This window comes from Burkholderia sp. Ac-20392 (genome assembly GCF_017104585.1).
Classification (GTDB): Bacteria; Pseudomonadota; Gammaproteobacteria; order Burkholderiales; family Burkholderiaceae; genus Burkholderia; species Burkholderia lata.
This window is the reverse complement of the sequence record NZ_JAAGPB010000006.1, coordinates 35,952-50,878: the sequence shown is the minus strand read 5'-3', so window position 1 is coordinate 50,878 and position 14,927 is coordinate 35,952. Positions and strand designations below refer to the sequence as shown.

The window sequence follows — 14,927 nt, the reverse complement described above, 5'->3', positions numbered from 1 at the left end:
GTGCAAAGGAATCGATATGAGCAAGAATCCAAAAGTCTGGTTGGTCACGGGTGCATCGTCGGGCTTCGGCAAGGCGCTGGCCGAGGCCGTCATCGCCAACGGCGACAGCATTGCCATCACCGCTCGTCGCCTGGATCGGCTGCAAGCCATCGCGCAGGGTCATGAAGACCGCGTGCTCCCGCTGGCCGTGGACGTGACCGACGCCGCCGCGCGCGACAAGGCCGTGGCCGACACGCTCGCGCGCTTCGGTCGCATCGACGTGCTGGCCAACGTCGCCGGGCGAGGGGTGGCCGGCGCTTGCGAGGAGTTCAGCCTCGATCAACTGCGTGAGCAGATGGAACTGAATTTCTTCGCCGCTGCCGAGATGACCCGCGCGGTGCTGCCGCAGATGCGCGCGCAGGGCTCGGGCCATGTGCTCACCGTGAGCAGCATCGCGGGGCTGGTGTCGATGAATGCCGCGGGCCCGTATTGCGCAGCGAAATTCGCGATCGAGGGCTGGACCGAGGCGCTGGCCATCGAGGCCCGACCGCTCGGCATTCACGTCACGCTGGTCGAACCCGGCGCGTTCCGCACCGAGTTCGCGGGCGACGTCAACATGCGGCCCGTGCAGCGCATCGATGCTTACCGGCCCGTGGTCGAGCCGTTCGAAGCCTATCTCGAACACTCCGCCGGCAAGCAGATGGGCGACCCTGCCAAGGCCGCGCGGCGCATGCTGGAAGTCGTCGCGAGCGACGCCCCGCCGGTGCGCCTGATGCTGGGCCGGGATGCGTTTTCGATCTGGGATGCGACCATCGCCAAGCGGATTCAGGACATCGACAGCTGGCGGGCAAGCGGCGAAGACACCGCATTCGACGGTGCCGAGCTGGAGGAAATCCGGCTGTAACGCGGTTGCAGCGGGAAGGAAGAGGGGCCGGTCGATGAAGTCGACCGGCCCCTCTTTCGTCAGGATGACCGGCACCCGCATCCGCGAATCGACCGGGCAGGGTTCAACGCGCTCAGAGCGCCTGCGCGGTGTTCTTCACGGCGCCCGGAATGGCCGTGTCCTCGCCACGTGTGCGCCATACGCCGAGATCGCGGTTGCGCGACGCGACGGCGCCGTCCCACAGCTGGTAAGCATCCTCGCCCAGCATCAGGCGAACCGGCGCGGTGTCGCCCGCCACCATGTCGACCACCACCTGCATGCCCTTGACCGGGTCGCCCATCTGCTGGCCGTTCTGCGTGGTGTAGTACTCGTCCATCCCGGCATCCAGCGGCGCGTAGGCGGCGATCCGCTGTTCGGCCTTCATCGCCGCGCTGCCCGCGAAGCCGGTGCGGAACGCGCCCGGCTCGACCAGCGTCACGCGGATGCCGAACGGCTTGACCTCGTGGTGCAGCGCCTCGGTGAAGCCTTCCAGCGCAAACTTGGACGCGTTGTACAGGCCGCTGCCGGGAAACGCGACCAGGCCGGCAATGCTGGTCAGGTTGAGGATATGGCCCGACTGCCGCGCGCGCATCTGCGGCAGTACTTCGCGCGACAACTCCGCGGCAGCGAAGAAGTTCAGTTCCATCTGGGCGCGAATCTGGGCGGACGTGAATTCCTCGAGCGCGCCGTACGAGCCGGCGCCTGCGATATTGGCCAGCACGTCGATGCGCCCGAATTTCTCGTTCGCGGCCTTGAGCGCGGCGGCGCGTGCGGCGGCGTCGGTCACGTCCAGTTGCAGCGCCAGCGCGCGCTCGCCGTGAGGGGCGGCGATGTCCTGCAGCGACGCCAGGCGGCGGGCGGTCAGCACCGCGCAGTCGCCGGCGGCCAGTACCAATTCGGCGAGTGCTTTGCCGAAACCGGACGATGCGCCGGTGATGAACCAGATCTTGTTCATTTCGATTCCTTGAAAATAGGCGTTGGATCTGTCTTGCGATGGGAGCAAGACGAAATCGGGAGGTTGCTCCGGAAGCGGCCGCGCGCCTGCGTGGTGCGGCCTTGGGCCGGGCCGGCCGGTACAGGTCCGGGTGCGTGCCGATGGGCGCGATGGGACCATCCCGTGTGCCGGCGGGCGCGGTCGTGTCGAATGATTCCGGGGCATTGACGAACGGCATGGCGTGCGCAGACGCACGCTGCCAAGGCAGTCAACGATATTCACTGACGGCCGAACGATCCATGCTTCAACGTCTTTATTTTCTTTTCGATCGTACAAGCGTGGCTGCGGGCCTTCTGCCGGACGTGCGGCATTTCTTCTGAACGGCGAGGGCGGTGTGGCGGGTATGTCGGGGTGAACGATCGCGGCGAGTCTGGACGATAACGGCCCGGGGCGGGCGCGATGCGCTTGGTATACTTCGACACCTTCCCGCCTTCGACGTCATTCCTGCATGCCCAGCTCCGATACTTCGACCAAGCGCCAGCCCACTGCCAAACGCACCAGGGGACGCCCGTCCGGCACTGCGCACGTGGGTTTCGATTCGCTGCTGCGATGTGCGCGGCAGCGGTTCGCCAAGCAGGGCTACGCGGCAACCAGCGTGCGGGAGATTGCGGGGCTCGCGGGCGTCGATCCTGCATTGATGGCCCATCATTTCGGATCGAAAGAAGGGCTGTGGACTGCGGTCGTCGACCAGCTGGCCGCGCAGCTGGCACAGCTGATCGAGACGACGAACCAGTTGCGCAACAGCCGGATGTCGCCGATCGAACGGATCAGGCAGGCACTGACACTGCTGACCGACAGCGTGTTCGAAAACCCGGATATCGGCATGTTTCTTTCGACTGCCACCACGGAGCACGGCGAGCGCCTGAACGTACTCGTCGAACGACTGATCAGCCCCTATCGCAACGCACTCATTCCGCTTCTCGAGGATGCAATCGAAGCCGGCAAGATGAAGCCTCACGATCCCGAGTTGTTGCACGCGATGATCGTGAATTCGATCAGCAATACGATCTCCTACGGGCACGTGCTCGAGAAGTTTTCAACGCTGCCGGAGCAACCCGAAAAATTCAAGCAGGGTGTGCTGGAGATCGCCATGGGGCTGCTGCGATAACCCGGCCATTGCGGCGAAGTCCCCGCGATGAGCGTCGCTCTGAGGGTCGCCCGGCCGGCGCGTCATGCTGCCGAGCGGGCAGCGGCTGTCATGCGATATCCGCGGTTGCCTGGTATTGAGCCGGTGCGGGACAGTGCGGTGCGCCCGCCGATTCGTCGAACGTCGCCAGCAGATGGTCGATGAAGGTTCGCACCTTGGCGGGCAAATGGCGACGGCTGGGATAGACGATGCCGAACGTGGGTGCCGGGCCCCAGTGATCCGGAAGGACGCGCTTCAGCGTGCCTTGCTCGAGTTCCCGCTGAACCAGCGCGGGATGGATCAACGCGATTCCTGCGCCCGACAGGACCATCTGCATCAGGAAATCGATGTTGTTGGCCACGACGGCCGGATTGCACGTGATCGTTACGGCGCCGTCGGCACTGTCCAGTTGTAGCTCGGATTTGCCGCGCTGGGGGCCCGAGATCGCGAGGTACGCGTGCTCGGCCAGCTCCGCCGGGTGCGTCGGCTCGCCGCGCCGCTGAAGATAGCCGGGTGAGGCAACGGCGATGAGCGGCGCGCTGAAGACTGACCGTGCGACGAGGCTCGTGCATGACAACGACGCCAGGTCGACGATGCCGGCATCATATCCGTCCGCGACGAGATCGACCGGGCGATCGACCAGCACGGGAACCGGAAGGACTTCCGGATACGAATCGCAATAATCACGCAGGCACGACGACAGGTGCCGCAACGACAGGCCGACGGAGACCGCTACGCGCAGGGTTCCGGACGGCGTTTGCGTGGGCACCGATACCGCATGCTCGACTTCGTCGAGCTTCGCCAGAATGTCGCTGACACGCGTGTAGTACGTCTTCCCGAACTCCGTCAGCGACACGCTCCGCGTTCTGCGGACGAGCAGGCGCCTTTCCAGCTGTTCCTCGAGCCAGTTGACGCGACGGCTGATCATCATTGGAGAGATGCCGAGGCGGGTGGCCGCACGGATAAAGCTCCCGTCGTTCACGACCTGTACGAACGACCGCATCGATTGAAGTTTGTCCATATCCGTTTTCTGGTTCAGGCGCCGTTCCCGTCCCGGGCAGGTCGGGCCTCGCAATCGAGGTGGCCGGTTGGCGCACGGGAGCGGCCGTCTGTGTAGTCCGCAAGCGATATTCAACGAATGATGAATAAAATGATATCGCAAAAATGCCACCGCGTGAAGACTGCCGGTGACCGCCTGTCGCAGGCCTGCATCACCACGATGCTTGAGCGGGTCGAGCGCGCCGGCAGTGCGGGGCGTGGCAGCGCTGTCGACACCGCGGCCCGATTCGACGCTCGGCCCCCGTCCGAGGGGCTCAACCACTGAAACACGCTGACGGCCGGGGCATATGGCACATCGCGCCCGCTATCTGAGCATGGCTTCTAGCGGCTGCCTGCTTTGCCGCGTGCGAGCCGCCTGACGCGGCCACGAGCGTGCCACGGCGTCGCAGGGCGTGACGATCGAACGGTTGACAGCGTCGCGACGGATGCCCTACCATCGCAATAAATCAACAAGTGATGAATAAATTTTGACCATGAGGATTCCGGCCATCGGGGACGGATAGCGCGCAGCGCGCTCAGCTTCCGCCTTCGCACGACAGGCGCCCGGCAACCCGGGTCGCATGCCTGCCACGTCGGGTGGATGTCCCGTCGCATCGCGTGCTCATTCGGATGAGTGAGTCGTTGCGTCGGTCGTGCGTTAACGGGCGGGAGGTTCGGCACCGTTAACGTCCTTTCTTATCGATCAGTACACCTACTGAATGGGTGGGAGTCATGCTGCGCGCAGAAATCGTTGAATCCGGTGTCGCTTGCCGATTCGAGGTTGCGTGCGGTGGATCGTATGCACGTCGCGATGGCGGATGCGCCGAGCAGGCGTCCATATGGACAGACGAACCGGACTTGTCGTTCAGCCCGGCGCACGGAGGGGCTTCCCCAGTGGCTGCCGGATTCGCAACGTTGAGAGTGAGAAACATGAAACGAACAGTGAGGGATGTTGTATGTACCGGATGATCATTCCCAAGAGAACCGCCTTGCTTGCGACGTGTGTCGTAGTCGGGTCGATGGCTGTCGCCGGATGCCAGAAGAAGGAAGCCGCGGTGGCGGCTGTGCCCGAGGTCGGCGTGGTCACGCTGCAGCCGCAGGAGATCACGCTCAAGTCGTTGTTGCCGGGTCGCGCCAATTCGTGGCGTGTCGCCGAGGTGCGCCCGCAGGTCAACGGCGTGATCAAGCGGCGGCTCTTCGTCGAAGGCGACGATGTCAAGCAGGGCCAGCAGCTCTACCAGATCGACGATGCGCCGTACAAGGCCGCGTACGAGAAGGCGCGCGCCGCGCTGGTCTCGGCGCAGCATCTCGCCGAGCGCAATGAAAAGCTGCTTGCCGACAACGCGGTGAGCCGTCAGCAGTACGACGACTCGGTGTCCTCGTACCGCCAGGCGCAGGCCGACCTCGATACCGCGAAGGTCAACCTGGACTACACGAAGGTCTACGCACCGATCGCCGGGCGCATCGGCCGCTCGCTCGTGACGGAAGGCGCCCTGGTCACGAACGGCCAGGCCCAGTCGATGGCCGTCATCACGCAGCTCGATCCCATCTATGTCGACGTGACGCAGTCGTCGTCCGACATGCTGCGCCTGCGCAAGGAACTTGCCGACGGCCAGTTGCAGACCGTCAGCGCAGGCGCGGCCAGTGTCGGGCTGTTGCTCGAGGACGGCACGTCGTATGCGCACGGCGGCACGCTGAAATTCTCCGAAGTCAGTGTCGACGAAGGCACGGGCTCGGTGACGTTGCGCGCCCAGTTCCCGAACCCGGATCACCAGATCCTGCCGGGCATGTTCGTGCGCACGAAGCTCGACGAGGGCATCAAGCGGGACGCGATCCTGGTGCCGCAGCAGGGCGTCACGCGCGATACGACGGGCACGCCGGTGGCCTGGGTCGTCGGCGCCGACGGCAAGGTGCAACTGAAGCAGCTCGCGGTGGACCGGACGGTCGGCAATACGTGGCTCGTCCGCTCGGGGCTGAATGTGGGCGAACGCGTGGTGACCGAAGGCGTGCAGAAACTGCAGGTCGGCATGAAGGTCGTCGCGGTGCCCGCGACGAACGTCCATGTCGACCTCGGTGACGCGCGCATGGCCGCGCCGTCTACGGCAAACGGCAGCTAGTCGGAGCGCGCATGTCACAGTTCTTTATCAGGCGGCCCATCTTTGCGTGGGTGATCGCCATCGTCATCATGCTGGCCGGTTATCTGGCGATCCGGTCGTTGCCGATCAACCAGTATCCGAACATCGCGGCGCCTGCGGTGTCGATCACGGTCAACTACCCGGGCGCGTCCGCGCAGACGGTTCAGGACACGGTCGTCCAGCCGATCGAGCAGCAGCTCAACGGCCTCGACGGCCTGCGTTACATGTCGTCGGAAAGTAACGCCGACGGCAGCATGACGATCGTCGCGACGTTCGACCAGGGCACCAATCCCGATATCGCGCAGGTCCAGGTGCAGAACAAGCTGTCGCTCGCGACGCCGCTTCTGCCCCAGGAAGTGCAGCAGCAGGGGATTCGCGTCGTCAAGTACCAGATCAACTTCATGATGGTCGCGGCGCTCGTCTCCGAAGACGGAAAAATGTCGAGCGGCGACCTCGGCAACTATCTGGCGTCGAACCTGCAGGATCCGATCCTGCGAACGAAAGGGGTGGGCGACTACCTGCTGATGGGTTCGCAGTACGGGATGCGGATCTGGCTCGACCCGGCGAAGCTCGACAGCTATTCGCTCACGCCGCTCGATGTCACGAATGCGATCCGGTCGCAGAACGTCCAGGTGTCGTCGGGCCAGCTCGGCGGCCTGCCGACGCGGCGCGGCGTGGAGCTGAGCGCGACCGTGATCGGGAAGGTGCGCCTGCGTACCGCCGACGAGTTCAAGCAGATCCTGCTCAAGGTGAATGCCGACGGTTCGCAGGTCAAGCTCGGCGACGTCGCGACCGTGAGCCTCGGGCCGGAGAACTACTCGATCTCGAGCATGTACAACGGCAAGCCGTCGGCCGGTATCGCACTGCGCCTGGCGACCGGCGCGAACCTCCTCGAGACGGTGGAATCCGTCAAGAAGCTGCTCAAGGAGCAGGAAGCGCTGTTGCCGCCGGGCGTGAAGATCGTCGTTCCGTACGATACGTCGCCGGTCGTTCATGCGTCGATTCATGAAGTGGTCAAGACGCTGATCGAAGGCATCATCCTGGTGTTCCTGGTGATGTACCTGTTCCTGCAGAACATCCGCGCGACGCTGATTCCGACGCTGGCGGTGCCGGTCGTGCTGCTGGGTACGTTCGGCGTGCTCTCCGCGTTCGGCTTCACGATCAACACGCTCACCATGTTCGGCATGGTGCTGGCGATCGGCCTGCTGGTCGACGACGCGATCGTCGTGGTGGAGAACGTCGAGCGCGTGATGACCGAGGAAGGGCTGAGCGCGCGGGAAGCGACGAGCAAGTCGATGGGGCAGATCCAGGGTGCGCTGGTCGGCATCGCGATGGTGCTGTCGGCCGTGTTCCTGCCGATGGCGTTCTTCGGTGGATCGACGGGCGTGATCTATCGCCAGTTCTCGATCACGATCGTGTCGGCGATGGCGCTGTCGGTGCTGGTTGCACTGGTGTTCACGCCGGCGTTGTGCGCGACGATGCTCAAGCCGGGCGACGCCGATCATCACGCGAAGAAGGGCTTCTTCGGATGGTTCAACCGCACGTTCGACCGCGGGACCGACCGCTACGAAGGTGCGGTCGCGGCGATCCTGCGCAAGAAGGGGCGCTACATTGTCATCTACCTGCTGATCGTGGTCGGCATGGGCTTCCTGTTCACGCGCATTCCGACGGCCTTCCTGCCGGACGAAGACCAGGGGACGCTGTTCGTTCAGCTCCAGATGCCGAGCAATGCATCGGCGGAACGGACCGAGGACACGCTGGCGAAGGTACGTGACTACCTGTTGAAGGACGAGGGCGATGTCGTCGAATCGGTCTACACCGTGAACGGCTTCAACTTTGCGGGGCGCGGGCAGAGTTCGGCGCTGGCATTCGTCGCGCTCAAGCCGTGGGAACAGCGCAAGGGGAGCGATCCCAGCGTGTTCGGGCTTGCAGAGCGTGCCGGTGCGGCGTTTTCGAAGATCAAGGATGGCGTCGTGATTCCGATCGTGCCGCCGGCGATCATGGAAATGGGCAACTCGCAGGGCTTCGACGTGTATCTCCAGGATCGTACCGGTCAGGGCCACGACGCGTTGATGGCCGCGCGCGACCAGTTCCTGAAACTGGCGCACGAGAATCCGCTGCTGGCCAACGTCCGCCCGAACGGCATGAACGATGAGCCGCAGTTCCACATCGATATCGACGACGAGAAGGCGCGTGCGCTGCAGGTCAGCATCGCCGACATCAACGATACGATGACCGCCGCCTGGGGTTCCCAGTACGTGAACGACTTCGTCGATCGCGGCCGTGTGAAGAAGGTGTACGTCCAGGGCCTGCCGGATGCGCGCGTGGGTCCGGAGGATCTCTACAAATGGTATTTGCGCAACAGCAACGGCCAGATGGTGCCGTTCTCGGCGGTGGCGTCGGGGCACTGGGAATACGGTTCGCCGAAGCTCGAGCGTTACAACGGCATTCCGGCCGTCGAACTGCAGGGCCAGCCGAAAGCCGGCCACAGCTCGGGCGAAGCGATGCAGGAGATCGAGAAGATCGCGGCGCAGCTGCCGAACGGATTCGGTCTGGCGGTCACGGGGCTGTCCTATGAAGAACAGTTGTCGGGTTCGCAGGCGCCGGCGCTCTATGCGCTGTCGATCCTGATCGTGTTCCTCTGTCTTGCCGCGCTGTACGAGAGCTGGTCGGTGCCGTTCTCGGTGCTGATGGTCGTGCCGCTCGGCGTGATCGGCGCCGTGGTCGCCACGCTGGCGCGCGGCCTGACGAACGACGTGTTCTTCCAGGTGGGCCTGCTGACGACGGTCGGCCTGTCCGCGAAGAACGCGATCCTGATCGTCGAGTTCGCGAAAGAGCTGTACGAAAAAGAAGGGATGTCGTTGATGCAGGCGGCTGTTCAGGCGGCACGGCTGCGGCTGCGCCCGATCATCATGACGTCGATGGCGTTCGTGCTCGGCGTGCTGCCGCTCGCGATCTCGAACGGCGCCGGCTCGGGCAGCCAGCACTCGGTCGGTACGGGTGTGGTCGGCGGGATGATGACCGCGACGTTCCTGGCCGTGTTCTACGTGCCGTTGTTCTATGTGCTGGTGACGGGCCTGTTCTCGCGCGGCAAGAAAGGCAAGGCCGACAAGGCCGACGACATGGACAAGGTTGACGAGGTGACCGCATGAAGATCCTGAAACTCGCGGCATTGCCCGCCGCGCTGCTGATGGCGAGCTGCACGATGATCCCAACCTATCATCGTCCGGACCCGTCGGTCGCCGCGCGGTACGCGACGGCCGCGCAGGACCACGCCGGCAGGCCGTCGGCCGCGGAAGTCGGCTGGCGCGACTTCTACACCGACCCGCACCTGCAGACGCTGATCGGCATGGCACTGGAAAACAACCGCGACCTGCGCGTGGCCGTGCTGAACATCGAAGCGGCACGCGCGCAGTACCGGATCCAGCGGGCGGACCTGCTGCCGACGCTGTCGGCCAGCGCGTCCGGGTCGATCCAGCGGCTGCCGTCGGACCTGTCGACGACGGGCCAGGCCGGCGTCACGCGGTCCTACAACGTCGGGGGCGTCGCGTCGTACGAGCTGGACCTGTTCGGCAAGATCCGCAGCCTGACGGAGCAGGCGATGCAGACCTATCTGGCGACCGAGGCCACGCGCCAGGCCACCCGGATCAGCCTGATCGCCGAGGTGGCCACCGCGTGGTTGACGCTGCAGGCCGACCAGGACATCAAGGCGCTGACGGCCGATACGCTCGCCAGCCAGCGGGCGTCGCTGAAGATCGCCGAATCGGGGTACCGGAACGGCACGTCGTCGCTGCTCGATCTGCGTCAGGCAGAGACGACCGCTCGTGCGGCGGAAGCGAATCTCGCGCAGTACGACCGGCAGGTGCGGACCGACATCAACGCGCTGACGCTGCTGGTGGGCGTGCCGCTCGACGATGCGCTGCTGTCGCGCGAATCGTTGACGACGGTTCGTCTCGACGAGGATCTGCCGGCCGGGCTCCCGTCGGACCTGCTTGCGCGGCGGCCGGACATCATGGCGGCCGAGCATCAGCTGATGGCGGCCAACGCGAACATCGGCGCCGCCCGCGCGGCGTTCTTCCCGAGCATTTCGCTGACGGCAAGCGGCGGCACGGCCAGTGCGTCGCTGCGCAACCTGTTCGATCCGGGCAGCGCCGCGTGGTCGTTCGGGCCGACGATCAGCGTGCCGATCTTCGACTACGGGCGCAACAGCGCGAACCTGGAAGTCTCGAAGGTCAATCGCGACATCGAAGTCGCGACGTACCAGAAGGCGGTCCAGACGGCGTTTCGCGAAGTCTCCGATGCGCTCGACGGGCGTGCGACCTGGGGCCAGCAGGAGACGGCCCAGCGCCTGCTGGTGGAGGCGAGCCAGTCGGCGTACCGGTTGTCCGACGTACGCTATCGCGAGGGTGTCGACGGCTACGTGAACGTGCTCGTCAACCAGCGGTCGCTGTACGACGCGCAGCAGAATCTGGTCAAGGTCCGGCTGGCGAGGATGTCGAACACGGTCGACCTCTACCGCGCATTGGGCGGCGGCTGGCAGGACCGGACGGTGAAAGCCGACGCGTCGGCCGGGCAGGCCGCGCATCCGCCGGGTTGACCCGTGCGCTGACGTGAAGCAGGACACCGCAACGGGCCCGGCCCGTTCGGTGATTCAGGATGCGTGCCCCGACACCCGGGGCGCGCAATCGCATGCCCTTGCCGGGCCGCTGCGATGTGACACGCGAGCCATCCGGACCCGGATGGACGTTCGGAAACGTTATGGTGAAACGAACCCGTGAACAGGCACAGGCGACACGGGCCATCATCGTCGAGTCGGCACAGGGCGTGTTCTTCGATCATGGCTTCGCGCATGCGTCGCTCGAGGAAATCGCCCGCCGGGCCGGCGTCACGCGCGGGGCCGTGTACTGGCACTTCGCGAGCAAGCTCGAGGTGCTCGATGCCATCTTCGCCGATGCGGCGATCCCGCTGGATCCTTTCCTGATTGCATCGCGACACGATGCCGAGCATGAGCTCGACGCGCTGATCGATGCACTCGGTGCGTGCTGGCGGATGGCGACGCGCTCGAAGTTGTCGCGCCGGCTGTACACGCTGTCGTACACGCGATGTGAAAACGCGAAGGAAACGGCGGATTTCTGCGAACGGGTCTGCCAGGCTGCGTACGCGGCGGAACAGCGCATCGATGCGTGGTTGCGTCGTGCGATATCGGCCGGGCAGCTGGCGAGCGAGCATGAACCGGCGGTGATCGCCAGCGTGGTTCACGCGACGTTGAGCGGATTGCTGCACCGCGAATTGACGCGGCCAGGATGCCGCAATCCGGACCGGGTTGAAGTGACCGAGGTCGTCCGCACCCTGATTCAAGGATGAAGGTATCGGGCGCTCGACGCATGGCGTGGCGCCGCGATCCATGAGTGCTGTCATGAATCCCGTACCGAAAGAGCTTGAAATCGCGAAAGAACGAGCCCGTGAAATGGCACCAGGCACGTCTGGTTCGCATTTCGTCCTGCCGGAAAGGCGCCACCGTGGCATGTCCATCGTGCCATTGCTGTCGGCTGCCGATTCGTTGCAGTCCAGGTGCATCGACCGGCGCGTCGAGCAGGCGCTCGGCATTACGAAGTCGCAGGCGTCGATCCTGCACGTGCTCGATGACGAAGCGTCGCTGACGGCCGGCGAACTGGCCGATGCCTGCGGCATTGCCGGCAGCGCGGTGACGCGTCTGGTGGACCGGCTGGAGGCGCAGTATCTCGTGGTGCGGACGCAAAAGGAGGACGATCGCCGCGTCGTCTACTTGTCGCTCACGTGTGACGGGCGCCGGATCGCGGCTGCGTGGCGCGACCTGCAAGACGAGATCCAGTGCGAACTGCGCGCCTTCGCGAGCGACGACGAGCTTCGATTGCTGGGCAATTTGCTGTCGCGCATGCTCGGCAATGCAGCACGAGGCGATGCGACCGGATGAATGGCAAGGCCGGTTCATCGGTACGTGCCGAAAGGCGGCCTTCGTCCAATCCTCCCTGGTAACTGGTCGGCAATGCCGCCGTTCGCCGAATTCCGGTCGGCCCGGGTCGCGCCGTCGGTCGGCCCCGGGAACGGCCGCAGCGGCGGCCCCGGGTCGGACAGGCAGGCTTCGTCGCGTTGCGTGGCCGGCTGCTCGACGTGTATCCGACGCGCGACCTGCAAACGGCGATCGATGCAGGGCGCCTGCGGGTCGGCCACGTGATGGTCGCCCGGGATATCGCGCTCGGGGCGATCATGTACGGGATCGAAACCCTGCTGTCGGGGGGCGGGCCCGAAGACAATCGGCATCACGCTGGCGCAAAGGGGCCCGCCTTCACGACGGCTCGCCCGGGTGGCCGAGCGCGCTTGAACCCGTCATCCCCGATCAGGGGAATCCATGCTCCCAAACTACCCGAACGGGTAGCTGCCACCCGTCCCCCCCATACCTACACTCCTTTTCCAGAAACAACGCGACTGAACGGCGGCGATACCGCCGGGTCGTGACTCCCGCGCAAAAACAGGTGCACGGGACGTGATTTGTTTCGTCCTGCTTCCGATTGGCGCATGCGCGTCGACGGCAATCCTGTCGATCAACGTGCACGGACGGTCGGACTCCGCCGCGTGACGACCGGGCCCGGGCAAGCCGCGGCATCCGGTCCGGCGGACATTCGCAACAGCGAAGCACAGGTATCCAACAAACAGAGACTAGAACAGGAGACATTCCCGATGACGATCATCCCGTCCCGCAAACGTTTCGCGTCCGTTGCCGGCGTGCTGCTGGCCACGGCCGGCTTGCCCGTGCATGCGCAAAGCAGTGTCACGCTCTACGGTGTCGTCGATGCCGGCATCCTCTATACGAGCAAGGCGATCGATCCGAAGACCGGGCTGAATGCCGGGCATCAGGTATCGATGGTCACCGGCGGGATGACGCCGTCGTTGTTCGGCCTGAAAGGCACCGAGGATCTCGGCGGCGGCGTGAAGGCGCTCTTCACGCTCGAAAGCGGCATCGACGTGTCGAACGGCGGCTATGCGGACTCGAACGGCAACCTGTTCGGCCGGCAGGCGTGGGTGGGGATCGAGAGCCGCTACGGCACGGTGAAGGCCGGCGTCCAGTTCTCGCCGTTCGTGCTGTCGTTGATCGCCACCGACGCGCGCAGCGTGTCGTACTTCGGCAGCGGCGTGCCGATCTATGTCGGCGGCGTGCTCGTGACGGGGATCTTCAACGCGAATGCGATTTCGTACACGAGCCCGGTGGTGGCGGGCTTGCAGGGCAGCGCGATGCTTGCGCTCGGCGGCAAGGCCGGCGATTTCCAGGCGGGCCGCCAGTATTCGGCGAGCCTGAATTACACGTATGGGCCGTTGCTCGTCAGTGCCGCGATGTACAACGGCAACTCGGGCGGCACGGCCGCATCGACGCCGGTGCCGAGCACGGTGCCGTTTACCGGGCGCACGCTCGGCGCGAGCTATCAGTACGACGCGCTCACGGTGAAAGCCGCGTACGTCAATTACAAGATCGCGGGCTCGTTCGACAGCCGCGTCTACGGCGGCGGCGCCGCCTATCAGTTCACGCCGGTCGTGAGCGCGGACGCCGGCGTCTGGTACACGAGCGATGGCAACGACACGAACAATCACTCGATCCTCGCTGCGGCAGGGCTGACCTACAGCCTGTCGAAGGCGACGTTGCTGTACGGGCAGCTCGGCTATGTGAACAACCACGGCAAGATGAATACGGGGCTGTCGACGAACGGTGCGCTGTACGGCGCGAACGGGTCGACGTTCGGCACCGTGATCGGCATGCGCCACCTGTTCTGACGACGGGGTTCCCAGGTTTCGACAGGAGGGTGACATGCAGATCGAGATAGGTTTCGAGCAACGGCACGTGTTCGTCTTCGGCGGCACGACCGGCATCAACTTCGGCATCGCGCAAGCATTCGCGCGATGCGGCGCGGCTGTCAGCGTGGCGAGCCGCAAACGCGAGAACGTCGACGCTGCGGTGAAGACACTGCGCACGACCCATGCGTCGGTGTACGGCGCATGCGCCGACGTCCGCGATTTCGACGCGGTGGGCGCCGCGCTCGGCGATGCGGTGCGCGAATTCGGCCCGATCGACGTGCTGATATCCGGCGCGGCGGGCAATTTCCTGTGCGACGCGAACGCGATGTCGGCGAACGGCTTCCGCACGGTCATCGATATCGACCTGATCGGCTCGTTCAACGTGATGCGGCAGGCCTATCCGCATCTGCGCAAGCCGGGCGCGTCGATCATCAGCATCACCGCACCGCAGGCGACGGTGCCGATGCGCCATCAGGCACACGCGTCCGCGGCGAAAGCCGGCATCGACCAGCTCACCCGCGTGCTCGCGCTGGAATGGGGCGCCGACGGCGTGCGCGTCAACGCGATCTCGCCGGGCCCGATCGACGGTACGGAAGGCTTTCGCAAGCTGATCGCCCGCACCGACGACGAACTCGCGCTGGCCGAATCGGCCGTGCCGCTGCGCCGGTTTGGCTCGACCGACGACATTGCGAACCTCGCGCTGTTCCTCGCGTCGCCGTATGCGTCGTACGTGTCCGGCGCCGTGATTCCGTGTGACGGCGGCGGCGCGATCGACAGCGTGAAGCCGGCGATCGAACGGGCGGGCGCGAACGCGTCGGCCGGCGCCTGACGCGCGGATGCGACCGATACGGGCAATCCATACCCGATAACTACCCGGACGGGTGGCGGCGGCCGACAGGCCGCTGCCTA

General features: G+C 65.3%; 11 protein-coding genes. 9 read left to right on the top strand and 2 right to left on the bottom strand.

Features of this window, described 5'->3' with window-relative positions; all coding sequences use genetic code 11:
• Window positions 1–16: 16 nt before the first annotated feature.
• Window positions 17–883 (top strand): oxidoreductase, encoded by an 867-nt coding sequence (locus G3N99_RS01685; RefSeq protein WP_206121463.1) that lies wholly within the window; start codon window positions 17–19, stop codon window positions 881–883.
• Between the two features lie 112 nt (window positions 884–995).
• Here G3N99_RS01685 and G3N99_RS01680 read toward each other — a convergent pair whose 3' ends face one another.
• Window positions 996–1,856, bottom strand: a complete 861-nt coding sequence (locus G3N99_RS01680; RefSeq protein ID WP_206121462.1) for an oxidoreductase — start codon at window positions 1,854–1,856, stop codon at window positions 996–998.
• 487 nt (window positions 1,857–2,343) lie between these two features.
• Here G3N99_RS01680 and G3N99_RS01675 point away from each other — a divergent pair, with 487 nt between their 5' ends.
• Window positions 2,344–3,003 (top strand): TetR/AcrR family transcriptional regulator, encoded by a 660-nt coding sequence (locus tag G3N99_RS01675; protein WP_174981901.1) that lies wholly within the window; start codon window positions 2,344–2,346, stop codon window positions 3,001–3,003.
• Between the two features lie 88 nt (window positions 3,004–3,091).
• On the opposite strand, the gene G3N99_RS01670 is transcribed toward G3N99_RS01675, so the two are convergent.
• A complete protein-coding gene (locus tag G3N99_RS01670) occupies window positions 3,092–4,342 on the bottom strand; it encodes a LysR family transcriptional regulator (RefSeq protein ID WP_346778454.1) in 1,251 nt (416 codons plus the stop codon).
• A 736-nt stretch (window positions 4,343–5,078) separates the two neighbouring features.
• On the opposite strand from G3N99_RS01670, the gene G3N99_RS01665 reads away from it, so the two are divergent.
• The 7 genes from G3N99_RS01665 (at window position 5,079) to G3N99_RS01635 (ending at window position 14,847) form a co-directional block, all read left to right on the top strand.
• Entirely contained in the window at window positions 5,079–6,176 is a 1,098-nt protein-coding gene (locus G3N99_RS01665) for an efflux RND transporter periplasmic adaptor subunit (RefSeq protein ID WP_277396310.1), read from the top strand.
• 11 nt (window positions 6,177–6,187) lie between these two features.
• The gene (locus tag G3N99_RS01660; protein WP_206121460.1) at window positions 6,188–9,346 is read left to right on the top strand and encodes an efflux RND transporter permease subunit; all 3,159 of its coding nucleotides are present in this window, start codon (window positions 6,188–6,190) and stop codon (window positions 9,344–9,346) included.
• Entirely contained in the window at window positions 9,343–10,791 is a 1,449-nt protein-coding gene (locus tag G3N99_RS01655; RefSeq protein WP_206121459.1) for an efflux transporter outer membrane subunit, read from the top strand. Before G3N99_RS01660 ends, G3N99_RS01655 begins: the two co-directional genes overlap by 4 nt.
• A 164-nt stretch (window positions 10,792–10,955) precedes the next feature.
• Complete coding sequence (locus tag G3N99_RS01650; RefSeq protein ID WP_206121458.1) at window positions 10,956–11,558, top strand: TetR family transcriptional regulator; 603 nt, start codon at window positions 10,956–10,958, stop codon at window positions 11,556–11,558.
• Window positions 11,559–11,610: 52 nt separating this feature from the next.
• Window positions 11,611–12,147 (top strand): MarR family transcriptional regulator, encoded by a 537-nt coding sequence (locus G3N99_RS01645; RefSeq protein WP_206121457.1) that lies wholly within the window; start codon window positions 11,611–11,613, stop codon window positions 12,145–12,147.
• Between the two features lie 764 nt (window positions 12,148–12,911).
• On the top strand, window positions 12,912–13,997 hold the full coding sequence (locus tag G3N99_RS01640) for a porin (protein WP_206121456.1): 1,086 nt from the start codon (window positions 12,912–12,914) through the stop codon (window positions 13,995–13,997).
• A 34-nt stretch (window positions 13,998–14,031) separates the two neighbouring features.
• Entirely contained in the window at window positions 14,032–14,847 is an 816-nt protein-coding gene (locus tag G3N99_RS01635; RefSeq protein WP_174937600.1) for an SDR family oxidoreductase, read from the top strand.
• Window positions 14,848–14,927: the final 80 nt, after the last annotated feature.

Excerpts from the sequence above, each read along its gene's own strand:
- G3N99_RS01685 (WP_206121463.1), top strand. The coding sequence starts at position 17 with ATGAGCAAGAATCCAAAAGTCTGGTTGGTCACGGGTGCATCGTCGGGC.
- G3N99_RS01665 (WP_277396310.1), top strand. The coding sequence starts at position 5,079 with ATGGCTGTCGCCGGATGCCAGAAGAAGGAAGCCGCGGTGGCGGCTGTG.
- G3N99_RS01660 (WP_206121460.1), top strand. The coding sequence starts at position 6,188 with ATGTCACAGTTCTTTATCAGGCGGCCCATCTTTGCGTGGGTGATCGCC.
- G3N99_RS01675 (WP_174981901.1), top strand. The coding sequence starts at position 2,344 with ATGCCCAGCTCCGATACTTCGACCAAGCGCCAGCCCACTGCCAAACGC.
- G3N99_RS01645 (WP_206121457.1), top strand. The coding sequence starts at position 11,611 with ATGAATCCCGTACCGAAAGAGCTTGAAATCGCGAAAGAACGAGCCCGT.
- G3N99_RS01640 (WP_206121456.1), top strand. The coding sequence starts at position 12,912 with ATGACGATCATCCCGTCCCGCAAACGTTTCGCGTCCGTTGCCGGCGTG.
- G3N99_RS01680 (WP_206121462.1), bottom strand. The coding sequence starts at position 1,856 with ATGAACAAGATCTGGTTCATCACCGGCGCATCGTCCGGTTTCGGCAAA.
- G3N99_RS01635 (WP_174937600.1), top strand. The coding sequence starts at position 14,032 with ATGCAGATCGAGATAGGTTTCGAGCAACGGCACGTGTTCGTCTTCGGC.
- G3N99_RS01655 (WP_206121459.1), top strand. The coding sequence starts at position 9,343 with ATGAAGATCCTGAAACTCGCGGCATTGCCCGCCGCGCTGCTGATGGCG.